The sequence below is a fragment of the Pseudoalteromonas luteoviolacea DSM 6061 genome (genome assembly GCF_001625655.1).
Taxonomy (GTDB): Bacteria; Pseudomonadota; Gammaproteobacteria; order Enterobacterales; family Alteromonadaceae; genus Pseudoalteromonas; species Pseudoalteromonas luteoviolacea.
In genome coordinates this window covers 102732-126079 of the sequence record NZ_AUYB01000096.1, presented here as the reverse complement: position 1 = coordinate 126079, position 23348 = coordinate 102732, and the positions used below count along the sequence as shown (strand labels likewise).

The 23348-nt window shown below is 43.9% G+C and carries 16 protein-coding genes; 11 read left to right on the top strand and 5 right to left on the bottom strand.

Going from position 1 to position 23348, the window contains the following annotated elements; all coding sequences use genetic code 11:
• Nucleotides 1–95: 95 nt before the first annotated feature.
• The 3 genes from N475_RS08455 to N475_RS08445 form a co-directional block, all read right to left on the bottom strand.
• On the bottom strand, nucleotides 96–842 hold the full coding sequence (locus tag N475_RS08455; protein ID WP_063365049.1) for a LytR/AlgR family response regulator transcription factor: 747 nt from the start codon (nucleotides 840–842) through the stop codon (nucleotides 96–98).
• Nucleotides 843–931: 89 nt separating this feature from the next.
• Nucleotides 932–2236: a sensor histidine kinase gene (locus N475_RS08450; RefSeq protein ID WP_063365048.1), complete on the bottom strand. Its 1305-nt coding sequence runs from the start codon at nucleotides 2234–2236 to the stop codon at nucleotides 932–934.
• A gap of 2 nt (nucleotides 2237–2238) precedes the next feature.
• A complete protein-coding gene (locus tag N475_RS08445; RefSeq protein WP_063365047.1) occupies nucleotides 2239–3621 on the bottom strand; it encodes a sigma-54-dependent transcriptional regulator in 1383 nt (460 codons plus the stop codon).
• Nucleotides 3622–3834: 213 nt separating this feature from the next.
• Between N475_RS08445 and N475_RS08440 the strand changes: the two genes are divergently transcribed.
• Genes N475_RS08440 through N475_RS08430 form a run of 3 tightly spaced genes read left to right on the top strand, consistent with a single transcriptional unit; the run spans nucleotide 3835 to nucleotide 8281 of the window.
• Nucleotides 3835–5094 carry an efflux RND transporter periplasmic adaptor subunit gene (locus N475_RS08440; protein ID WP_063355914.1) on the top strand — a complete coding sequence of 420 codons (1260 nt, stop codon included), beginning with the start codon at nucleotides 3835–3837 and terminating at the stop codon, nucleotides 5092–5094.
• 39 nt (nucleotides 5095–5133) lie between these two features.
• Nucleotides 5134–5835 carry an ABC transporter ATP-binding protein gene (locus N475_RS08435; protein WP_063355913.1) on the top strand — a complete coding sequence of 234 codons (702 nt, stop codon included), beginning with the start codon at nucleotides 5134–5136 and terminating at the stop codon, nucleotides 5833–5835.
• A gap of 34 nt (nucleotides 5836–5869) precedes the next feature.
• On the top strand, nucleotides 5870–8281 hold the full coding sequence (locus N475_RS08430) for an ABC transporter permease (RefSeq protein WP_063355912.1): 2412 nt from the start codon (nucleotides 5870–5872) through the stop codon (nucleotides 8279–8281).
• Between the two features lie 50 nt (nucleotides 8282–8331).
• Here the strand turns inward: N475_RS08430 and N475_RS08425 are convergent, their stop codons facing one another.
• Complete coding sequence (locus tag N475_RS08425) at nucleotides 8332–9228, bottom strand: aspartyl protease family protein (protein ID WP_063355911.1); 897 nt, start codon at nucleotides 9226–9228, stop codon at nucleotides 8332–8334.
• 160 nt (nucleotides 9229–9388) lie between these two features.
• Between N475_RS08425 and N475_RS08420 the strand changes: the two genes are divergently transcribed.
• Entirely contained in the window at nucleotides 9389–10165 is a 777-nt protein-coding gene (locus N475_RS08420) for a DeoR/GlpR family DNA-binding transcription regulator (RefSeq protein ID WP_063355910.1), read from the top strand.
• A 30-nt stretch (nucleotides 10166–10195) separates the two neighbouring features.
• Entirely contained in the window at nucleotides 10196–12016 is a 1821-nt protein-coding gene (gene glmS / locus N475_RS08415) for a glutamine--fructose-6-phosphate transaminase (isomerizing) (RefSeq protein WP_063355909.1), read from the top strand.
• Nucleotides 12017–12156: 140 nt separating this feature from the next.
• Here the strand turns inward: glmS and N475_RS08410 are convergent, their stop codons facing one another.
• Entirely contained in the window at nucleotides 12157–13608 is a 1452-nt protein-coding gene (locus tag N475_RS08410; protein ID WP_063365046.1) for an anti-phage deoxyguanosine triphosphatase, read from the bottom strand.
• A 145-nt stretch (nucleotides 13609–13753) separates the two neighbouring features.
• Here N475_RS08410 and N475_RS08405 point away from each other — a divergent pair, with 145 nt between their 5' ends.
• From N475_RS08405 to N475_RS08380, 6 genes are all read left to right on the top strand, one after another.
• Entirely contained in the window at nucleotides 13754–14581 is an 828-nt protein-coding gene (locus N475_RS08405) for a heteromeric transposase endonuclease subunit TnsA (RefSeq protein ID WP_063365045.1), read from the top strand.
• Complete coding sequence (locus N475_RS08400) at nucleotides 14565–16652, top strand: Mu transposase C-terminal domain-containing protein (RefSeq protein WP_063365044.1); 2088 nt, start codon at nucleotides 14565–14567, stop codon at nucleotides 16650–16652. Before N475_RS08405 ends, N475_RS08400 begins: the two co-directional genes overlap by 17 nt.
• On the top strand, nucleotides 16649–18319 hold the full coding sequence (locus N475_RS08395; protein WP_063365043.1) for an AAA family ATPase: 1671 nt from the start codon (nucleotides 16649–16651) through the stop codon (nucleotides 18317–18319). The genes N475_RS08400 and N475_RS08395 overlap by 4 nt, the downstream gene beginning before the upstream one ends.
• 1 nt (nucleotide 18320) lies before the next feature.
• Nucleotides 18321–19859 (top strand): TnsD family Tn7-like transposition protein, encoded by a 1539-nt coding sequence (locus N475_RS08390; RefSeq protein ID WP_063365042.1) that lies wholly within the window; start codon nucleotides 18321–18323, stop codon nucleotides 19857–19859.
• Complete coding sequence (locus tag N475_RS08385; protein WP_063365041.1) at nucleotides 19822–21432, top strand: Tn7-like element transposition protein TnsE; 1611 nt, start codon at nucleotides 19822–19824, stop codon at nucleotides 21430–21432. Before N475_RS08390 ends, N475_RS08385 begins: the two co-directional genes overlap by 38 nt.
• Nucleotides 21433–21638: 206 nt before the next feature.
• Nucleotides 21639–23324, top strand: coding sequence for an N-6 DNA methylase (locus N475_RS08380; RefSeq protein WP_063365040.1), 1686 nt, complete (start codon nucleotides 21639–21641; stop codon nucleotides 23322–23324).
• Nucleotides 23325–23348 lie beyond the last annotated feature (24 nt).

The following is a 23348-nucleotide window of genomic DNA, read 5'->3' as shown; positions in this document are numbered from 1 at the left end:
TCAATAAATTAGGGATTGTTGGGTGTCTCTTGGGGCGGTTGGTTGGGGGCTGTACACTCGTCCCTAAGAAGCTAGGGACGAGTGGCACGGTAAAACTATGCGACGTTTTTTAGTTTGGCTTTCACTTTGGGTTTAAATGCCTTACTCAGTGCCACAGACTGGCCATTTTTGAGGAGTACTAAACCACTGCCAGAAGGCTTGATCTGGATGCGTTCTACGTAGTCCAAATTGACCAAATGCGAGCGATGGGTGCGAATAAATTGTGAGTCTGGTAATTGTTGCTCTACTTGTTTGAGGGTGGTGCGTTTTAAAAACAGCTGCTCTTGGGTATGAAATTCAACATAGTTGCTAGCGGAATTGATGTGGGTTATATCATCAAAGCAAAGGCGCGACTTTTTGCTCCCACTGTCTACCTCTATACTACTGGTTTGCGTGAGTTCTGTACGCAAATAAGTATGCCAAATAAAGCTGATAACAAACAGCACCAGCGGGTGTGAAGGTGCGAAGTACAATAAGGTATAGGCGATATTGTCTTTGAAAACAAACAGGTCAAAAATGCTTTGATAAGTCATAGAAATGCATAACATCAGAGCTAAAATACCGATAAACCGCTGATGAGTGAGTTGTTGCTTGCTGTGGTACTGGTGCAGTAAGCGAAAGATGATTGGGGTCAGTACATACCACAACCCCCATTCTTGAAGTGCCCAAGAGGGGTGGTTATTGATTTGTTGTGCTGCGGGCATGGCATAGTCGTAAAGTTCATAGGTGCCCGTCAGAAATAAGATCAGTGCACTCCATCCTGCAATAGAAATTAACCATTCCTTTTTAATTTGCTCTGTCATCATATAACCCTAAATCAGAAACGCGCTGATAGTTTACTCAATTTGTTTCAATTTCCCACATTATTGCGACGATATTGTGTCTTTTTTCGCTAACCAAATACACAGCGGAAGCAGGCCCCTTGCGGCTGACTTAAATACAATAATTCGCCACCATGTTGCAGCATAATTTGCCTAGAAAGGCTTAAACCGATACCGGAGCCTTGTTGTTTGGTGGTGAAAAAGGGCACGAACATCATTGTCTGTGCTTGCTCAGTGATCCCTGAGCCATTGTCGATAATATCCACACAGAGTTTATCGTCATCATTTTTAAGGACCTTCAAGGTGACCTTTGGTGCTGTTTGGTCGCCTATTTCAAGTGCCTCTACTGCATTTTTACAGAGGTTTATTAAAACTTGCTCTATCTGGTTGGTGTCAAGGACACACAGCGTATTGTCAGATGCTTCAATAATAAAAGTCACGTTGGTATGTTGCAGGCAAAAGAGCTGCTTAATGTTTTTTAGTAGTTCACCAAGTTCAACCGTAGCGAGCTGTGGGGCGGGTAAGCTACTCAGTTTTCTGAATTCTTGAATAAACTCACTCAGGTGGGCGCTTCTTGACGCCAGAGTGGACAGTGCCAAATGGAGATCTTGTTTATCTTCCTCTTCATCAAAACTCAGTGAGTCAGGCAACAATGCAATGCAGGTCTGTGCCATTGAAGTGAGTGGAGTGATTGAGTTTGCGACTTCATGGGTCAGCACTTTTGTGAGCTGTTTGTAAGCGTCCTGCTCTTTGGCATTAAGCTGCTCTTTTATTGATTGTAAGGTAATCACTTTGTACAGCTTTGCTTGGATCCACAGCGTACTTACCTGTATATACAAGGTGTCATGAAGCTCATTTTTCTGCCAAGAAAAGGTTTGGCGGCTGTTTTTACTGGTGTTTTTAATAAACTCAACAATTTTAGGATTGTTGTTAGCGATGGCATCGAGGTGCTCGACTTTCAGGCCTAGTTGCTTTGTTACCGCAGCACTTTGTTCGATAATTTGGCCTTGGTCATCACAAATTAGCATAGCCAGATCCATGTGGCTGAATACGGCATTGATAAACTGTATTTGCTGCTCAGCGGCTAATTGCGCTGCTTGCATTTGTGCCTGTGCGCCACGAAAATCTTGGCGTAATGGGTGGCTATCAGGTAAACCCAAGGTGTGATCGCCATTGGCAAGGGCGCGAAACAGCTGCATAGGTACGCGCTTTTCTTTGCAAAAGATATGATGTAGCCAAATGATTAATAACAGTGCTGAAATGGCTATGACAATTGTGGTGGCGCTGAGCCCGAAAGTAATAAGGGCCAGTTGCAGTAACATACCCATACCAACTAACCCGCAGGCCGCGATAAGGATTTTAAATTGGCTATTCATGATTACAGCCCGTATTTTTCTAAACGGCGATACATGGCACCTCGGGTCAGACCCAATGCCTTGGCCGCATGGCTGACGTTACCTTGATGGTGTTTTAATGCGGCTCGAATTGCTCTTTGTTCAAGCACGTCTAAATCAAATGTGTCGTATTCTAGCAAACTGTTGGATTGTGCTGAGGCTGGGGTATTTGGCGCAATGAGTACATGGTGGATTGCTAACTCGGAGCCTTCAGACAAAATAACTGCGCGCTCTATGGTATGGGCAAGCTCACGCACATTACCCGGCCATGAATACTCACATAATGTGCTCAACGCACTGGGTGGAAGAGCCAGTTCGCGGCGGTATTTTTGTTGGTAAATATTCATATAATGATCGACCAATAAAGGAATATCTTCTTTTCGCTCGCGTAAAGGAGGGAGGTTTATTTCTATGGTATTAATTCGATACAGTAAATCTTGTCGAAATTGGCCGTCCACAACCGACTGCGGGAGCGCGTCATTGGTCGCGCAAACCAAACGAATGTCGACGTCGATAGGCTGATTGCCTCCAACAGGGGTGATCTGTCGATTTTGTATTGCAGCCGGCAATTTTACTTGTTGATCGAGCGGCATATTACCTACTTCATCCAAGAATAAAGTGCCGCCATGGGCCAACTCAAAGCGACCCACCCGATCCATTTTTGCGTCGGTAAATGCGCCTTTTTTATGGCCAAATAGTTCACTCTCAAACAAGCTGCCGGATACGGCCCCCATATCTAAGCTTATAAATGGCATATGTGCGCGCGTACTTTGAGCATGAATGGCGTGTGCCGTGAGTTCTTTACCTGTACCGCTTTCTCCTGTGATCAGAATATTGGCGTCAGTTTTCGCTGCTTTATTTAAAGTATCAAACACTTGCAACATGGCGTCACTTTGCCCCAGAAACTCGCTTTGGGGCTGGCTAAGTGCCTGACTTAGCCCTTGAGTTTGTCGTGAAAGTTGATTAATCGCTTGTTTGTCTTGTGCATGGGCAAGCGCCGTTGCGATGACGGTTAATAGCTGATCGTTTTGCCAAGGCTTAGCGACAAAGTCCGTGGCGCCATTTTTTATGGCTTCCACTGCTAATTTTACATCACTGTATGCTGTCATTAAGACCACGGCGATACTTGGCACTTGGGTGTGGATCTTTTTGAGCCAGTAAAAGCCCTCCTGCCCACTAATTGCGTCACGGTTAAAATTCATATCAAGCAAAATGACATCAACTTGGTGGGTATTGAGTAGCCCTTCTACGTCAAAAGGGTTGTCTGTGGTGAGGATTTTTTTGTGATGTTGTTTTAGTAGCAATTTGGCGGCGAGCAATACATCAGTATTGTCATCCACGATAAGTATGGTGCCCTGCTTTTCCATGCTGATGACTCATTGTAGTTATTTTTGACCCAACCAGCTTACCGTAAAATCCCCAAAAGTGTCCAATTATGGACAGGTGAGTGTACTATAAGCGGACACTTAATCATTTTATACTTTTTTATATTGTAATTAAGTTATTGTATTTTATGTGATTTTAATGTTGGCATCAAAGTTGATTAATGATTAGGTATCAAGGCCAAAGGAGCTGATGTTATGGACAAAAAAATCACTAAAACAAATCATCGCCGTTATATCAAACCGGCACTTTTTAGCTGCTTTGCTTTATTGGTTGGTTTTGGCGCGTATAGTCTGAGCCAATCTGCGGAGCAAGGACAAATGCAAACCGTGAGTAAAGCGGGGCTGACTGTGAGCTCTGTGATCAGCGGTGAGTTTAGAAATGCGCTGAATATCCGCGGACAAGTTGTGCCAAAAACGACCATTTTTTTAGATACAGTGTCAGGTGGCCGTGTTGAGGGCAAGCTGGTGGAGCAGGGCGTCTATGTTGAGCAGGGACAACCTCTGGTGCAGCTGTCTAACACGAACTTGCAATTAGATGTGATGAGCAGAGAAGCTCAAGTTACTGAGCAGCTTAATTTTTTACGTAACACTCAAATGACCATGACCACGAATGGTTTAAATCTTAAGCGTGATCTTTTGGATATCGAATTACAGATCAGTCACTTAGTGCGTAGATTACGTCAGTCAGAAGCGCTACTGAAAGAAGGCCTAATCAGCCAAGATGAAGTGGACGAAATTCGCCAAGACCTGCGCTACAACCGAGACATCCATGAACTGACTTTAGAGCGTCAGAAACAAGAATCCAGCATCCGTGAAGTGCAATTGGCTCAATTGGAAGACAGTGCCAAGATGTTACAAAACAACCTGCAGTTTGCGCGTAAAAACCTCGAAAGCCTACAGATCACGGCACCTGTATCTGGATATTTAAGTGAGTTGGATGTGCAAGTGGGTGAATCAAAGCAAGCTGGTGCACGTTTAGGGCAAATCGATATTCCTGGTGAGTACAAACTGGCAGTGAGCTTAGATGAATACTATTTAACGCAAGTTTCTCTAGGTATGGCCGTTGAGATTAGCCACGGGAGTAACACATTGCAGGCTGAGGTTAGCAAGATTGATAGCCGAGTGACCAATGCGCAGTTTCAAATTGAAGCGCAGCTCCCCTCAGGAATTCAAGACATCAAACGTGGCCAAGGGCTAGATGCACAGCTGATGTTCAGCGATGAACAAGCGCAGGCTACATTACTGCCGCGCGGCGCATTCTATACAACCAGCGGTGGGCATTGGGTTTTTGTGGTGAATAGCGATGGTAGCCAAGCCGCGCGCCGAGATGTGCGACTGGGCAAAAAGAATCAACATTACTATGAGGTGGTCTCAGGCCTCGCGCCAGGGGAGCAAGTTATCACATCTAACTACGGTAACTTCGATAAAGCCCATGTATTAAATTTAACCAACTAAAAAAATTATAAGAACCTATAAGAACATTAAGGAACAATCATGATTAAGCTTTCTAACTTAAATCGCGTGTTTAGAACGCATGACGTTGAAACAACAGCATTGAATGGCATTGATCTGACGGTTGAGCAGGGGGAGTTTGTTGCCATTATGGGACCTTCTGGGTGTGGTAAGTCCACATTACTGTCAATTTTGGGGTTGTTGGATGCCCCGTCTAACGGCAGTTACAGTTTCGATGGCACAGAGGTTGCGGGATTCTCAGAGCAGCAAATGGCAAATTTACGCAAGGCTTCAATAGGATTCGTCTTTCAAAGCTTTAATTTAATTGATGAATTGACGGTATTTGAAAATGTGGCTTTGCCACTGCAGTATCAAAATGTTTCTAAATCTGAGCGCAATCAGCGTGTTGAAGAAATTTTAAAACGGGTGGCAATTGACCATCGTGCCAGTCACTTGCCGCAGCAATTGTCAGGTGGCCAACAGCAGCGAGTTGCGGTTGCTCGGGCGCTGGTGATCAATCCTAAATTAATTTTAGCGGATGAGCCAACTGGTAATCTTGATTCAAAGAACTCTCAAGAAGTGATGATGATGTTGCGCGAGCTAAATCGCGAGGGCACGACTGTGATTATGGTGACCCACTCTGAAACTGAGGGTGAATATGCCGACAGAGTAATACGTTTGCTCGATGGCAAAATCATTGTGGATAAAGCGAGTCAGGTAAATCACACCGCGAGCGTTGCTTAACACCAAAGGCAAGCAAGGAGCCCAAGGAGGTATTATGTTTTCAAGTTATCTTACAACGTCTTTACGCGCATTTTCCAAGCATAAACAGCATTTTGCTTTAAATGTTTTGGGATTAAGTATTGGTTTGGCAGCGGCTATTATGGTCACTTTGTTTGCTGTGTATGAACTGTCGTTTGATCGTACCCAACCCAATGCTGAGCGGGTGTATCGCGTACATACAGACTACCGCAGTTGGGGTTTACAATTAGTCGGTACGGCGGGCAGTGACGCACCTGAAATGATGAAAGAACAATCGCAAGTAGAAGATGTTTTATTACTTGCTAGCGCTGATGGTTTAGAGTTTTACAATGCTGCACTGGCGCTTACAGTCAAGGTTGCCGACAGGCAGGTACAGTTACCACACTTTTATGCGGTCAGTGGCAACTTGCTCGACTTCGTAAATTTAAACGTGCTGTCAGGGTCGGTGCAAGATGCCATTTCTTTACCAGATCAACTCGCGCTTAGCCAAAGCACAGCGATCAGCTTGTTTGGCCATACCAATATTGTTGGAGAGCAATTAAATCATGACTCAGGCAGTTACACGGTAGCCGCTGTATTTGAAGACCTACCAGAAAATACGCACTTTTACTTTCATACTCTGACGGCGGTTCCTAAGCATGCAGAACCGGATGTTCACGGTTATGTATACATGCGCCTGACACCTAATGCTGATGCAACAGCTGTCGAAACAGAGCTCAACCGCACATTTAACGACAGGCAACAAGGTCGTAGAAAAACCCTCACCTTGCATATGGTGCCAATGCTAGATGTGTACTTTAACAGCCGTGGTCCATTTGAAATGAAGCAAGGTGGCTCCGAGCAAGTAATGTGGGTGAGCGTCGCGTTAGCGGTCATATTACTCTTGGTGGCAAGCACCAACTTTATTAATTTGAATATCGCGGCTGCTGCCAGACGTGCAAAAGAGGTCGGAGTCAGAAAAGCACTGGGAGCAAGCCGATTGCAGCTGGTTCAGCAATTTTTAACTGAAGCATTATTAGTGGTCAGTATTTCAGGCTTGATTGCCTTAGCACTGATTGAAATCACATTGCCTTGGGTGAATCAAATGCTCGGCAGAAACTTAAGCCTAGACTTTTCTATTTGGTTTTTAGTCTCGGTGGTTGGGGTGATTATATTAGTGGGTGTGCTTTCTGGACTTTATCCTGCATTATTTATCTCATCATTTAGCGCAAAGCGCGTATTAAGTGGTGATCTACAACGAGGCCAAACAGCAATTTGGGTACGAAAGCTCACTCTATATTTGCAAAGTGTTTTGTCGATTGCTCTGATCATCGCAGCAGTGACGATTTATAAACAGATGGCTTTAGTGAATGACTTGGAAGTTGGGTATGGCAAAACCGACCGACTATTGGTGAAGTCGTTACCATCAGAGTTATTGTTTAAAGCTGATAATAACCGTCTATTTGACAGTATTCGTGCGCTACCGGGTGTATCACAGGTGACAATCAGCAATACAAATTTAACGGTAGATATGAATGGTGAACTCTTTTTAACTTGGCCTAATGGTGAGCAAATTGAGGGTACGCAGCCTACCGTGTCAACGGGGTATCATGCGGTGGAGACATTGGGGCTGACATTACTGGCAGGACGAGATTTTGTTCCCCAATACGGCGCTGATTGGGCACATACAGACGATCAAGATGTGAGACGCTATGCCATCTTAATAACCGAAAGTTTAATGAAGTTGGCGGGTTATGATGATCCAAATGACATTATTGGTAAGCAAGCTACTGCGCATCGTGGGCGCACGCAAGTGACCATTGTTGGTGTAGTTGCAGATGTAAAACTGGGTTCAGCTAAACAGCAAAAGCTGCCGCTTTCCTTCCGTTTGGGTGTTAATAGCCTTCCTAGTGCAGATATTGTGGTGAAGTTGGACAAAAGTGCATCACCTGAGCAAGTATCTAGGCAACTTCAAGCAATGGTGGTTGAGCAGCTTAAGCTACATGAAGTATCCATCACACGCATTGAGGATGAATATCAGCGTGCGCATATCAGCGAGCACCGCGTTCAACAACTGGTTTTGTTTTTTAGCTCATTGGCGGTGTTTTTAACTTGCCTTGGCGTGCTTGGTTTGGCTTCTTTCTCTGCACTGCGCAGACAAAAGGAAGTCGCTGTTCGCAAAGTATTAGGCGCCTCTCGCTATAGTATTGTGAACTTATTGGCACGAGAGTATCTGGTATTGATCGCCGCTGCGGTACTACTGGCGTTCCCTGCGAGTTATTGGTTCTTGGATGGCTGGCTGAGCCATTTTAATGAGCGCATTTCACAAGTGGTATGGGTATATGTATTCAGTGCCATGTTTGTTGCGCTGAGCACTTGGATAACGGTGGCTTTACTGGCGTTTCGAGCGGCCAGCGTGCGCCCATCTCTTATTTTACGTTACGAATAAAACCAAAAAGGGTCAGCATAAAGCTGACCCTTTTACTCATTAATCGCCGTTTATTCGCTTTTTGGCGCACTAATGTGTAAGTGACCATCTTTCATGTCCATGGTCATTACGAAATGCTTGAACACATCGTATCCAACGATTCCTTTTACTTTCACCCCTTTTACATGACTATCAGTTGAAGAATACTGGCTCACTAAATTTACATTGTTGCCTTTGGCTGGAAATGTAACTCGTACATTAGATAAAGTAAAAGGACCAAACTTGACCTCTTTTGCTCTCACGTTTTCTGTTTCACTAGAGGTATTCACACCGGAAAATTCTACCTTTTGGTTGTCTGTATCTAACCAGCCAAACTTATCGGCGTAACGGCGCTCGATCATAATGCCGCCAGTAAAACCTGTGTCTAGTAGCATCCATGCAGAATCACCTTCGATTTCTACCTTAACGATAGGTTGGCCGTAACCTTTTTGAATTTTGAAGTCGATATTTTCATACTTCTTAAGGTCCAAGTGGTCATGGGTAAGTAGGCGAATACGGCGGTTTGGGTAATCGATTTGTGTGTTAAACAATTTAAAAAAGCCACGACCAAATAGCAATGAGTCACTCGGATCGCCCAAATCAAGCGCAGGCAGCCCCTCTAGGTTTGTGTCAATACCAAAAAACGACACAGGTACCTTTTGGTACACTTTATTTCGTTTTGTATCAAACGCACCTTGAATGTGTATATTACCGCTGTGATTATATTTAAGCTTATGCTCAGTAACGAAGTTTTCGTTAATGGCATTGACCCCTGCACCTGTATCCAACACGGCATAGCTGTCGATGTCTGACACTTTCACCGGAATGGTGATGAGGCCATTTTTATAGGTAAAATCTAGCCAAGGAGTCACAGCTGCAAAGCTAAATGCATGGAAAAACACGCACAGTAATATAAGAGTATGTTTCATTTTAAAGTTCAATTTAGTTGATTATCTATCCAATTTTGCCGGGATTCTAAGAATTATCACTTTTGGTAGCAAGTTTTTTATACAAAGAGAGCTTGAATAAACAACAAAGTTTCGACTACAATGCACGTAAATTTCGAAACGAAACTTATGTGAAGGTTAGATGACAAAACGAAACACGCAACAGCGCAGACATACCATAGTCTCACGAGTGAATAGTGAGGGTGAGGTGAGTGTTGAGACGTTAGCGGCCGAGTTCGAAACATCAGAAGTTACGATTCGAAAGGATTTAACCGCACTTGAAAAAAGTGGGCTACTGCTGCGCCGTTATGGTGGCGCAGTGGCATTACCTAAAGAGATTGTGGCGAGTGATGCGGACAAACAAGATCCGCTGCGTAAAGTCGCCATCGCCAAAGCCGCAGCCGCACTGATCCGTGACCACAACCGCATTATTATTGACAGTGGTAGAACAACGGCAGCTATGATCCCTGAACTCGCTAGCAAGCGCGGATTGGTGGTTATGACCAATGCCATCAACATCGCCAATCGACTGCTTTCGTTAGAAAATGAACCTACCTTATTGATGACCGGAGGCACTTGGGACCCCCACTCAGAGTCGTTCCAAGGCCAAGTTGCTGAACAAGTGCTACGCTCTTATGACTTCGATCAGCTATTTATTGGCGCCGATGGCATTGACGTGGCACGCGGCACAACGACGTTTAACGAATTAATTGGTTTGAGTAAGGTGATGTCAGAGTCTGCCAGAGAAGTCATTGTGCTGGTGGAGTCTGAAAAAATTGGTCGCAAAATACCGAATTTAGAGCTGCCTTGGCAGCAAGTCACGACCTTGATCACCGACAACACCTTGGCGTTAGACATGCGTCAAGCGATCGAGGCCCATGGCGTAAACGTGATCTGTGCAGAGATCACACAAGATTAAACACACAAACGTGCAAAAAATGGAGAGATTATGTGTGGAATCGTAGGAGCTGTGGCAGAGCGCCCAGTTAACCGAATCTTAATTGAAGGTTTAAAACGTTTAGAATACCGTGGATATGATTCAGCAGGCGTTGCGTTAAGCGACGCTGGCACTTTGAATACCGTTAAAGCGGTCGGTAAAGTGGCTAACCTTGAAAGCGCATTGGATAGCGCAAACGTAAAAGGCACAACTGGTATTGCACACACACGCTGGGCAACTCATGGTGGTGTAACCGAAGCGAATGCTCACCCACATTTATCAAATGAGCAAATCGCACTTGTGCACAATGGCATCATTGAAAACCACGAAGCATTGCGTGTTGCACTTCGTGACGATGGCTACACGTTCTTATCGGATACAGATACAGAAGTGATGGTGCACTTAATTCATCAACTACGCCAACAACACAAAACATTGTTAGAAGCAGTTCAAGCTGCGACGAAACAGTTAGAAGGTGCTTACGGTACGGTTGTTTTTGACAAAGAAAACGACAACGAGATCATCGTCGCGCGCTCTGGTAGCCCTTTGGTTATTGGTTTAGGCCTAGGCGAGAACTTTATTGCTTCTGATCAGTTGGCACTTTTACCTGTAACGCGTAGCTTTATCTTCTTGGAAGAGGGCGACGTTGCACGTATTACACGTGATACGGTTGAGATCTTTGACGTTGACGGTAACCCTGTTGAGCGTGAAGTCGTTGAGTCAAACATCACGCAAGATGCTTCTGGTAAAGGTGAATACCGCCACTACATGCTAAAAGAGATTTACGAGCAACCACTGGCTGTACGTAACACCCTTGAAGGGCGTCTTGAAAACGACAAAGTAGCAATTGATGCCTTTGGTGACAGCGCCAATCAAATCTTTAAAGATGTAAAGCACGTGCAAATCATTGCATGTGGTACTTCGTATCATTCGGGCATGGTAGCACGCTACTGGCTAGAGCAGTTTGCGGGTGTAAGCTGTAATGTGGAAATTGCATCAGAGTTCCGCTATCGTGAGTCGTTTGTGCACGAAAATAGCCTATTAGTCACGATTTCACAATCAGGTGAAACGGCGGATACGCTTGCAGCACTGCGCCTTGCGAAAGAGCAAGGTTATATGGCTTCAATGACCATCTGTAACGTACCTGGCTCTTCGCTGGTACGCGAGTCTGACTTGGCATTTATGACCAAAGCAGGTGCTGAAATCGGTGTTGCTTCAACCAAAGCTTTTACTACGCAACTTGTTGGTTTATTAATGCTAACCGCTTCTATCGCGCAAGAAAAAGGCCGTGATCAGAGTGTAATTGTTAATGCAATCAAAACGCTACCAAACAAGCTGGAAGAAGCACTCAGCATGGCTGATGGCATTGAAGCGTTGGCTGAAGAGTTTGCAGACAAGCACCATTCATTATTCCTCGGTCGTGGCTCTCAATACCCGATCGCGATGGAAGGTGCATTGAAGCTGAAAGAGATCTCATACATTCACGCAGAAGCTTATGCAGCAGGTGAATTAAAGCACGGTCCACTGGCACTTATTGACGCTGATATGCCTATCATTGTTGTTGCACCAAACAACGAACTACTTGAGAAGCTTAAATCAAACGTTGAAGAAGTACGCGCCCGTGGCGGTATCATCTATGTATTCGCGGACAAAGACTCTGCGTTCTCATCAGATGATACAATGCGTGTAATGAACGTGAACCACGTAGAAGACATCATTGCACCAGTTGTATATACAATTCCTCTACAGCTATTGTCATACTATGTTGCCGTTATCAAAGGCACCGATGTTGACCAACCACGTAACCTAGCGAAATCGGTAACGGTTGAGTAATAAGGTTGAATAGAGTGAAAAAGGTTGTGGGTGAACAATAAAGTTTCACCCCATACAATAAAGTATCATCTCAAACAATAAAGTTTCATGCTGGATGTATTCTTAATGGGTCCGGCTTTTAAAAGCTGGATAGTCTCAAACTACAGGTGGTCAAATATAGAACCTTTGCTAGGGGTGAAAAGCTTTTCATAGTACTTTGTCGCATATTCGTCTGTCATTCCAGAAACGAAGTCACAAATTACCCTCATTTGCTTACGTTTTACTAAGTCTTTAGTTGATTGCCTCTCTTTTTCTTCTTCCGATAACCCATCAAGTACTGATTTGGCTGCTTTCTCCCAAACTTTTTTAGTCTTGTTGGGTAGGAATCTCTCAGGATCTGTTGCCAATACCTCAAAGAGTTCAATTATTAGTTTTTGACCCTTAAACTCAAGCTGTTGTACATTTTCATTGTTGATAACAAGTTCTTTAACCAGGTCAAATATTGCTTTTCTTATCTTCTCAACATCTCCAGTGAGCTCAACGTTCAATCTTAATAAAGGCTCTAAGCACTCGGAATCATTTTCGACTATTTGGGTGTTACTAATCATTAGGTTTACTAAGGAACCTATAGCGTCTTTGCGTGTATAGCTTGACTCAAATAGATCTGTTGTAATCTTGTCATACGCACAATCTGGTCGCATGGTACTAATTTTCGCAAATAACTCTTTTCTTTGCCTACCACCTACTTCTTCTTCAAAGTAGCGCTTCCAATCACTCTGACGGATAAGTTCCAGAGACAAGGCATCTTCAAAGTCATGCAAACTGTATGATATGTTATCTGCTAGGTTCATGATTGAGCAGTCTAATGATTTATATTTTGTAAGCTTATGCTCGGTTTCTGGAGAACGACGATCCTCATCATTCTTTGGCTTATATTCCATGCTTGCAGTAAACTTTTCTTTATCTTCCTGTGAAAAAGGTTCGAGGATGAAGTCTACAATGCCTTGATCATCATCATGATAGCATTTTGGTGGTTTTTGTTTCGCAGCTTTAAATAACCAGTTCGGTGTGTCTTTCGTCTTTGCTTCATAAGCCATGTCATTAAGTAAAGAACTGTATGCTGCTGGATATTTCAATACACCAAGTAGCATTCTACGTGTTGGGTTTAAGCCATATCCTTTGAGATATTTATCTAAAGTCCCAAGAATTCTTAAAGTCTGCCCATTTCCTTCAAATCCACCATAATCTCTCATACAGTAATTTAGAGCTACCTCACCGCCGTGTCCGAATGGTGGATGCCCAATATCATGTGCTAGACAAATAGCTGTAATTAATTCACTTGGAGGTAACTTATCTGCGTTTTCTACTTTTTTCTTACTTAAATACTGAACGATGCCTCTACCAATTTGTGCAACTTCCATAGAGTGTGTCAGCCTAGTTCGATAGAAATCGCTTTCTCCTAAGCCTAGAACTTGAGTTTTTGATTGAAGCCTCCTGAATGCTGATGAGTGAATTAACCGAGCTTCATCTCTGTCGTATTCGCTACGATGATCATCTTTCCTTAGTTCTTGTGGGGACTGGCGTACTTCCCAAGCTGAGTTTTCGAGACTCATAGTTCCTCCTAGCTGTTCCTTGATATTAAAAAAATGTATATCAGCACCATACTTTGGACTGACTGTAGTAGTTTATTTCAGTCAGGTTGCAATGGAAAGTGCTGATACGCTATGCTGAAATTTCAATCAGTTATAGCGGTATATTATGTCTAGGAAGATTGGCCATACTGAGGCTCAATATCGTAAGTGGGTTAAAGAAGGACGCGGTGCAGGTGACAATCAAGATTATAAGCCTTGGTTGACTGTTTACGATGCACCTTCAGACGGTCGTGTACATCGGGTTTTTGGTTATAAATCAAAACGCACTCATCATTTATTATCCGATCTTGAACTGTCCATGTTTTACTTGCTCGAGTGGCGGGAGGATGTGCTGCAAGTCAAAGAGCAGTTCCCTCTAGAACGCGAGATAACGCTTGAGTTAGCGGAATCTGCGGGTATCAAGCACCCAAATGTTCGTGGCGTTGATCAATACCTTTCAAGTGACTTCTTTGTTGAAACAACCTCAAGAGATCTTCCCTACTTTGCGCTACAGGCCAAATACGTCAGCTCATTTGAAGATCAGCGAAAAATAGAAATACTCGAGCTCGAAAAGCGCTTTTGGCTTGAAAAGCAGATCCCCTGGCAAATAGTCACTGAGCAAGAGATCCCCAAAGTGGTTAAGACGAATGTTGAGTGGATTTATCCATTGCAAGGCGAGCATGAAGAAGCTGAAGACTCAGCCATTGAGCACGCCAGATTCTATGCCGATTACTTTGCAAAACATCCAGCTAAAACGCTTATAAATGCCTGTAAAGAGATAGATACCGCTTATGGACTAGACTTAGGGGAATCGTTGTTTGAAATAAGAGCTTTGCTGGCTGACAGGTACTTTACTTTCGACATTTTTACGCCAGTACAAAAGCTTCAGGTGGGTCAACTCAGATTAGGTAATGTTGAGCAAATTCAGGAGGTATTTCGTGTTTCAAATCAATGAAGTATTGCAGTACGAACAGACCTTATATCGCATACTAATGGTGTTTGATTACTACGCTATTTGGATCAAAGTCCATGATGATAAGGCCTTCCCTGAGTTCGTTAAATTGGCTGAATTGGAGCAAGGCTTTCAGAATGAAGTACTAAAACGTGCGGCGGACCCATATAGTGACATCATCACTGTCATACCAGAACCCGGTTCTACAGCACAGGTAAAACGCGATGAGAACTATGCGGCAATTAAGCCCTTGGTAGAGCATGAAGATTTCTACGAGCCTAAAGCGCGTGGCAAAGTGGTTCATCAGGTTATGGCCGATACGGGCAAGACTAAGCAGACGATCTATCGTTTTGCACGTCGCTACTGGCAGCGAGGCCAGATCCCCAATGCATTGTTACCGGATTATAAAAACTCAGGGGCAAAGGGCAAAAAGCGCCGGGCTACAACAACAAAGTTAGGCAGGCCTCGTAAGTATATGAAAGGTACCGGTGCCCTGATTGATGATTTTACTGAAAAACTGTTTCGTATTGCTATTGAGCGCCATGTACTGACCGACAAAGGCAAATCATTTAGATATGCACACAACAGACTTAAAGATATATATGCGCAGTATTTCCCAGATCTTCCGGAAGAGGAGCTGCCAACACTCAGGCAAATGGAACACTTTTACAAACGCGAATATCGCCAGGTAGAAAAAATTGAGGCTCAGGCCGGAAAGATCAAACTGCAAAAAGACATACGGCCTTTAACAGGTACCGCCGTTGCAGATGTTTTAGGCCCGGGAATGCGCTACGAGATTGACGCAACAATTGCAGATATTTACCTGGTGTCTGACTCCCAAAGAAGCAATATCGTTGGTCGCCCAGTAATTTACATGGTAATCGATGTATTCAGTCGCATGGTGGCGGGGTTTTATGTCGGCTTTGAAAACCCTTCGTATGCAGCCGCCATTCAAGCACTTCATATGGCAGCGGCTGATAAAACAGATTATTGCCGCGAGTTTGGCTTTGATGTAACACCAGAGCAATGGCCTTGTATAGGCCTACCCACCGCATTGTTGGCTGACAGAGGCGAGCTAATGGGGCATCAAATTGAATGCCTGGAAAAGGGTTTTGGCGTTCGCCTTGAAAATACACCCCCATTCAGAAGCGAGGCAAAAGGCATCGTCGAAAGAGCATTTAATACTTTTCAGCAGGCATTCAAGCCGTTCGCACCAGGTGTGGTCACAGGCACCAAGACCAAAAAGCATGGAGACCGGGATTATCGCCTGGATGCCAAGCTTACGATTCAAGAGTTCACCAGAATTATTTTAGCGTCAGTACTTTATCACAACCAATATCACGTAATTGAAAGCTATGATAAAGCCGCAGATATGCCAACGAACTTGCAAAATAACCCGCTGGCTATCTGGAATTGGGGCCTGCAACATCGTACTGGTCGTTTGAGAAAGCCTGAGGCAGAGCATCTCCGTGTAGCACTGATGCCGAGAGCTCGCGCAACCATATCCGAGTCAGGTGCTTGTATATTTGGTTTGTATTACACCAGCGCGGAGCTTTTGAAGTTGGGCTGGATGCATCGGGGGAAGGACGTTAAACGGCCCAAGAGTGTGGAAGTGGCATATGATCTGGCGATAGCAGATCATATCTATATTTACTGCGGTCCTAACAGCAGCGATTACTTTGTGTGCCAGTTAGCCACACGTTCAAGGCAGTTTTCCGGAGCGAGCTTCTGGGATGTATGGCAGCAAAGTGACGAATTAAAACACACTCATGCTGATGCAAAACTGATAGCTGACCAGCAAAAGCGTGCTCTGGAACGTCAAGTGATCGATGTGGTTAAGCAGGCTGAAAAGGCCGCACCAAAACACATTGGTTTGTCGGATGCTGAGCGTATTCACAATATTCGTGATAATCGAGCTGAAGAAAAAGCCAAAGAACGTAAAGAGCGTGCTCATAAGCCAGTAGAAATTGATACCAGCAAATCGGCTCAAGTGCATTATCTCTCTGAACCGGATGATGATTTGGACTTTCCTGACTTTTCAGATCAGCTGTTTGGGGAGGATGACGACGTATGACTTTACCACCCAACATTTTCCGCGCGATGTATCAGGAGTCTGAGATTGAGCGCTACAAAGGTAATCCGTTTATCGAAGCGTTGCCAAGAGTGAGCAAAATAGAAGAGCTAAAAACTAAACTGGAGGGTAAGGTAAAATACAATCCCGCAGCCGGTTATTTAGATGCAAGGCAGCGTGCTCATGAATTATGTGGCTTGCTTGATGACTTTTTTCAGCCGCTTTCGATGCATGTGGCGTTAGAAGAAAAAATAGCGCTGATGATCCGTGGTGGCTATGTTGCCAGAAACATCGCTACTGGCCAGTTACAACAACACTTGCAAAATGGCTACGAGCGGCTGATGACGGGAGACATTAGTAGCTTTCGTTTTGCCGAAGCGCCCTCAACGGCACGTTGTTTATCACTTATTGGTTGCTCTGGATGTGGTAAAAGCTCCAGTGTGCTACGAATACTGGCCACCTACCCGCAAGCGATCTATCACGAACAATATAACACTTACCAGCTCACCTATTTGCGTATCGAATGCCCAGTGGATGGGTCATTGAAAAGCCTATGCTTAAATTTCTTTCAGGAGGTTGATAAACATCTGCACACCGATCTTACTGAAAGGTATGGACGCAAACGCCATAGTACTGAGGTGCTGTTGTCATTTATGGGGCAAGTCGCTAATCAATATGCTATTGGCGTGTTAGTGATTGATGAAATTCAGCGTTTAGGCCGTAAGCAAAAAGAAGGGCAAGAACGAATGCTCGAGTTCTTTGTGGCCTTGGTGAATATTATTGGTGTGCCGGTGATTTTAGTTGGTACCCCCAAAGCAAGGCCCATATTTGAACTTGAGTTGCAATCTGCAAGGCGTAGTACTGGGATTGGCTCTATGGTGTGGGAACCCCTGCCACAGCATAAAAATAGAATCGATAAAACAACGGGTAAGCCAAAGCCCACCGAGTGGCGATTGTTGACAGATAAGCTTTGGCAGTATCAGTGGCTGATCCATCGCGATGAGCCGCTCACAGAAGAGATCCGCAACACCTGGTTTGAGCTGTCTCAAGGTGTGCTGGATATCGTGGTTAAGTTATTTGTACTTGCGCAGCTTCGTGCCATTATCACTGGAGTTGAACGGTTATCTTCAAAGTTACTTATGAAGGTGTACGAGTCTGAACTACAGCCTATTCATCCGATGATTGAAGCACTTAAATCGGGAAAAGTCAGGAGTATCGCCAAATATTCAGATTTGAAATACAAAGAGATTGATAAGCGATTGCTAGAATTGAGCAAACAGATCTCTGAAGTTGCCGCTACTAAGTCAGACACATTACCTTTTGCCAGCGACTCAGAGGCCATGCGGCTTTATAACCTTTTGCTAGGCATGGGATGTGAATCTGAGTTATTGGTACCGTTAGTGCAAAGAGCCATTGAAGATTATCCAAACCTTCAGGTAAGAGGGCTTATTCCACTCGTTCTAGAATGGTATGAGCAAACGCCAATCGAAGTGGAAGAACCCAAAGAGAAGCCAGCACTCATCAAGCTCAAGGACTGGCATACATTGCCTAGTGACGACTTACGGTTTGGTTATTCTCAACACAAAAAGCAATCCGGCGAGCTTTATCAGTATTACAAACAGCAGGGAAAGATATTCGATATAGAATCGTGGCTTAAACAGAGCGTGTAAGGTGTTTGATTTACCCATCCCGTATCGCGATGAGCTGATTTACAGTGTTATCGCTCGGTATGGTGTATATAGCTTAGAGCTTTCACCTAAACAACTGCTCTACAATCTGCTTGGCAGCAAGACGTTTGTTGCTGCTGTGGCATTGCAGGGCCATTTGCAATTGCTTGCTTCCCACTACCAGGGAAATGCAAAACTAACGGCCGAAAAGCTGTTGAAGCAATACACGCTATACCCGCTGTATGCCCCCTTTGTTCATCCAGAAATCGCTCAGCGAGTGAAAAATGACTTGCTCTCTGGTAACGGTTGCTCCGCAGAGTTGCAGCTTGGGAAAGCCGCCTCGGTTGTAAAAAGCCCTGTGTATTTAAAGTACTGTCCGCGTTGCCTGGCAATGCAGCTCGATAAATATAAAGAGTGGTACTGGCATCGTCTCTGGCAGGCTCCCGGGGTTGTGAGTTGTCCAGTACACGGAAGCTTAATGCAGAGTGCTGTACATGTTCACTCTCTTCATAAGCATGTGTTTTCTGCTCTCAATCCGAGTGTGCTCCCTGCTGCTGTGGCCGAGCAGTTGCCTGCTAAATTTCAAAGACTGGCGGGATACACACAGGTTCTGTTAGATGCACCTGAGGTTGATATTTATCCAGAGCAGTGGAGTGCATTCTACCGAGCGCTGGCGACGCGTCTTGGTTTAAATCATGGTAAACATATTGACCATACAGGGGTCAGTCATATCGTGCATAAATACTGGAGTGCTCTTGGCTTGAGTTGGCTCGGGCTGAGTATTGATGATGGTGTTGATTCAAACTGGCTCAAGACATTATTTAGAAAGCACAGAAAAGCATTTAGTTACTTGCAGCACTTGCTGGTTTTGCAGGCATTTTTTGATGAGCACCTGGACATTGCTGGTTTACTGACAGATGTTTCAAAAATGGGTTATAGCCAGGAACCAGGCAATCAACCTGCGGCACCACCTCACACCGTTGAGCTTGCCAAACGGCAAAATTGGCAGCATGCAGTAGCCAGATACGGAGTTAAGGGAGCCAGACAAAGTGGCTTTGCAGATCTGTATATATGGTTGTATCGACATGATAAATTCTGGCTTATGGCGTTTAATCAAGCGCACACGAAACAAGGCATTAAGCGTAAGCCGAAAGTAGATTGGTACCAGCGTGATCTGGCATACGTAAAGCGACTTATCAGGCTGAGAAATACGTTGGAGCTTAGTCTGGAAGTCCCAAGGTTGACAAAAAACTGGTACTTTTTGCATGTAAATATTCCGTTGTCCCAGATCAAACAATTAGAAAGGTTGCCTTTGTGTAAATTGTTTTTTAATAAATACTGTGAAACTATAGAGGAGTACCAATGCCGTCGTATCGCTGTGGCATGTATTAATTGTGTTCGACATCACCATGACTATAGAAGTTGGCGCATTCAGCGTTTAGCACGGCTCAGTAAGGATAGGATCCGCCCCATCACGGCGGAGTTATTGGGAAGTGTTGTAACGAATGAAGCAAACGAGCAGATTCAAAAATCTACCAGATAACGCCAGGATCCAGGGGATTGGCAACGTTTTCAAGTACCACGATCGTAAGACATGGAGCATTGGCGTTCAGTTTAATAACTCCCATCGCAAATCCCTTAAGTTTAGCCAGCTACCATATTTAAGCCGCCAGGTTGTACTCAACCAAACTTCCACGGCAACACCGCCTGGCTTTTCAGTCGAAATTACATTGCCCGAACGTGATCTTTGGGAGAGGGGAACAGTTGAAGAGTGTGGTTTAGTTAAGTTCAGGCACAGCAATGAACAATCTCAAAATTGTTTTGTGTTCAGGTCCGAGGGTAAAACAATTTACCTTCCTCAGCTTGAACTGGCCAGAGCACTGTTCTTTACCAATAACTATTTGGCAAATGCGGCTCTGATCCATAACGCACTCGACTTTGAATTTGACGTTGACTACGACCCTGAGCTCGTAGGTGACTTTCAGCCTGATGTGATGATCAATGCCTTACCAACATCACTGTGCCCGAAAATCTTGTTCGACAATGATGAGTTCAGGCATCAGATAGCCTGGATACTGCTCGACGACGATGTAAAGCATTCTTTTCAGAGCATCTATGCATATCTCCTGGATGAGAGCGTAATAACAGAAAAGTATCAACAGTGGAAATTCCGGTTTGATCCGCCTCAACTTGAAGGGGTAAGCATTGCGGCCAGAGGTTGGCAGTCGCCAGATGAAAAAACCTGGTTTATTAACCGTATAGAAGCCATCGATGGTTTGTACTTTCCAGATATTACTGACATTGGCTATGCACACCCAAACTTTATTGAGAACAAGAGAGGTTCTGGTAAGGGGAAAGGTGGCACCTATCCGCAGTTACCGACACAGAGAGAAATAGATGAAGACAGTGACGGTAGCGAAGATAACGAGTCTGCGTTGATATTTTGTGATGCAACGCAGCGCACATACAACAGAGTACCACACACTCGTAAAGTCTACACAAAAGCTCGTAATGGCTCAGGCGGTAAGAAAGACGAGGAAAAACCCAGTACCTTACCACCCGAAGTAAGCACCGATGACCCAAGCTCACGAGGTGATAAGCCTCGAGCTGCCATTGATGGGTTAGATGATCAAACTGATAACGACGCTTTGAGTCACAATAAATTCGATGGCTTCTTCAAAATGCTGGAGCTATTAGAAAAAGAACATGGTGTTAAGCAAAATAAGCACATTGTTCGTAAGCTACCAGCAGTGGGGCGCAGTGAGAGTCACCTTATGGTAGATGGTTCGCCTAGATGTATGGCTATTGTACGGATTGAATATCAAAGCGAAGGCTATTTCTTATTAGAGGTGGATACCTCAGACGGTAAAGCCTCAATAGCCACCAAAGTCATTTCAGCGCGAGCATTAGCGCCAAAAGGCCTGTTACGAGACTTTATAGCCGAGATAGAAAGAGGGTTGCTCAGCAAACAGTTCTGTTGGCCAAAGAAATACTTTGATGCGCTAGTTGGTGAAGGCAATCACAAAAGTGTTCCGCATCAGAAATCTAAAGGCAAAGGTGGGTTGAGTGAGGTAGATGTGCATAGATGGGCAGAGCGAGTGCTAAATGTTTTCTAGTAACGAAAAAATTTCAATAATTACTGGGTTTTCTAAATAGTACCTAGGTATTGAAATTGCTCGATAAAGTGCCTTTGTAACCTAATGAAATTAAAGGTTAAGGAGGTCCCTGCATTTTATAAACTATTCAATAATGACGTTCTATACTATAGAATGCTTGAATAAGTTTTTAGATTATGTCATGTGACTAACGAGTATTTGAAATCATGAACCTGCATTCGTTACCCAAAAAAAAAGAATTGGGTGCCTACTACACTCCACCAGAACTTAGCCAAATCTTGGCTGATTGGGCGATTCATGGGCCTGATGAAAATATCTTAGAGCCTAGCTTTGGTGGGTGTGGCTTCTTTGAAAGCAGTATTGTGAGGTTGAAAGGTCTTGGCTGTAAAAAGCCAGAAGACAGGCTGTTTGGTGTAGATATCGATAGTCAAGCATTTGACATTCTCAGTAGTAAGTTTGGGAAAGTCATCAACACCAAAAAACGTTTCATTCTTGATGATTTCATAAGGGTCAATCCTAACGATTTTAGTGTGGCGCTATTTGATGTCATTTTAGGAAACCCTCCTTACGTATCGATGCATAATATGACGCTTGAACAACGCAAATCTTGTGACGATGTTTTGGCCAACTCTGATTTTGTGCAATATTCGATTGGTCGTAATGCTAGTCTGTGGGCATTTTTTTTACTCCATAGTTTGTCGTTTTTAAATGAAGGTGGTCGAGTAGCTTGGGTTTTACCTAGTAGTCTGCTACATGCCGATTATGCAGTGAAATTACTTGCAGTACACCAAAAACACTTCACGCAAATCAAGGTAATTAAGCTAGCAGAGCGATTCTTTAAAGCTGAGGGAGCAGAGGAAACATCAATTGTTTTAGTTGCTGATGGTTTTACCAAAGAGGCACATGATGCTAAAGGCCTGATAATTCATTCTGTGAACAACCTTGCTGAGCTAGTAAATTGTATTGGCGCCGATGAAGAGGCAAACACCGCAGAAATTAAAGATTATAAATTTAATGTAATTTCTCAAGAAGCAAGGCTGACCTACTCACAAATAACAAGCTCTCCCCATGCCAAACCTCTTGGATACTATGCAGATGTCAAAATTGGCATGGTTACGGGTGCGAATAATTATTTCGTAGTGAATAAAAATACAATCGACGAGCATTCTTTACCTGCGGAATGTTTAAAGCCTGTAGTAGGTCGGTTTTCATCCCTAATGGGGGTTGCACATGGAAAAAGGCAGCAGAATCTAATTCAAAAAGATGGGCATAGAGCTTTTTTGGTTTGTCCAACTGAAGAGCAAATGAGTGATTTAGATAGCCCTGTCGCTAAGTATTTATCACAATTATCTAAAGAAGAGATCGGGGGAAATAAAACGTTCAAAAAGCGACCTAATTGGTTTGCGCCAGGGTGGGGGATTGATGGCGTAATTCCTGATGCATTTTTGTCTTATATGATTCATCGCGGCCCACGCATTGTGATAAATAAAGGTCGTTATAACTGCACTAATTCTATACATAAAGTAATTTTTCACGATAAGAAAATGCGAGCTAACAAAAAGTTGGCATTGGCGATTTCAATGCTATCAACGTTTTCTCAATTCTCTGCGGAGGTTGAAGGAAGGGCGTACAGTTCAGGCGTTTTGAAGTTAGAGCCGACAGCTGGTAAGAGGATTGTACTGCTTTTTTCAGATGATTGTGTACAGAGCTTGTGTGAGTTGCAAAAGCCGATTGAGGTTGCTTTGAAGTCAGAAAAGTATGAGCATGTTGCAGAGCTAGTAGATAATGTACTTATTAAATGTGGACTTATTTCGGAAGAAAAATTAGCTGTTTTGCGTGTTGCCGTAGAACAGTTAAGGTGTGAAAGATATAGAGGCATAAGAAGTTTTTAATTGAATTTTAATTTGGTGAAGGGA

Bases quoted from the DNA above. Each gene is read 5' to 3' on its own strand.
- N475_RS08455 (WP_063365049.1), bottom strand. From the start codon at position 842: ATGACAGAGCAAATTAAAAAGGAATGGTTAATTTCTATTGCAGGATGG.
- N475_RS08450 (WP_063365048.1), bottom strand. From the start codon at position 2,236: ATGAATAGCCAATTTAAAATCCTTATCGCGGCCTGCGGGTTAGTTGGT.
- N475_RS08445 (WP_063365047.1), bottom strand. From the start codon at position 3,621: ATGGAAAAGCAGGGCACCATACTTATCGTGGATGACAATACTGATGTA.
- N475_RS08440 (WP_063355914.1), top strand. From the start codon at position 3,835: ATGGACAAAAAAATCACTAAAACAAATCATCGCCGTTATATCAAACCG.
- N475_RS08435 (WP_063355913.1), top strand. From the start codon at position 5,134: ATGATTAAGCTTTCTAACTTAAATCGCGTGTTTAGAACGCATGACGTT.
- N475_RS08430 (WP_063355912.1), top strand. From the start codon at position 5,870: ATGTTTTCAAGTTATCTTACAACGTCTTTACGCGCATTTTCCAAGCAT.
- N475_RS08425 (WP_063355911.1), bottom strand. From the start codon at position 9,228: ATGAAACATACTCTTATATTACTGTGCGTGTTTTTCCATGCATTTAGC.
- N475_RS08420 (WP_063355910.1), top strand. From the start codon at position 9,389: ATGACAAAACGAAACACGCAACAGCGCAGACATACCATAGTCTCACGA.
- glmS (WP_063355909.1), top strand. From the start codon at position 10,196: ATGTGTGGAATCGTAGGAGCTGTGGCAGAGCGCCCAGTTAACCGAATC.
- N475_RS08410 (WP_063365046.1), bottom strand. From the start codon at position 13,608: ATGAGTCTCGAAAACTCAGCTTGGGAAGTACGCCAGTCCCCACAAGAA.
- N475_RS08405 (WP_063365045.1), top strand. From the start codon at position 13,754: ATGTCTAGGAAGATTGGCCATACTGAGGCTCAATATCGTAAGTGGGTT.
- N475_RS08395 (WP_063365043.1), top strand. From the start codon at position 16,649: ATGACTTTACCACCCAACATTTTCCGCGCGATGTATCAGGAGTCTGAG.
- N475_RS08385 (WP_063365041.1), top strand. From the start codon at position 19,822: ATGAAGCAAACGAGCAGATTCAAAAATCTACCAGATAACGCCAGGATC.
- N475_RS08380 (WP_063365040.1), top strand. From the start codon at position 21,639: ATGAACCTGCATTCGTTACCCAAAAAAAAAGAATTGGGTGCCTACTAC.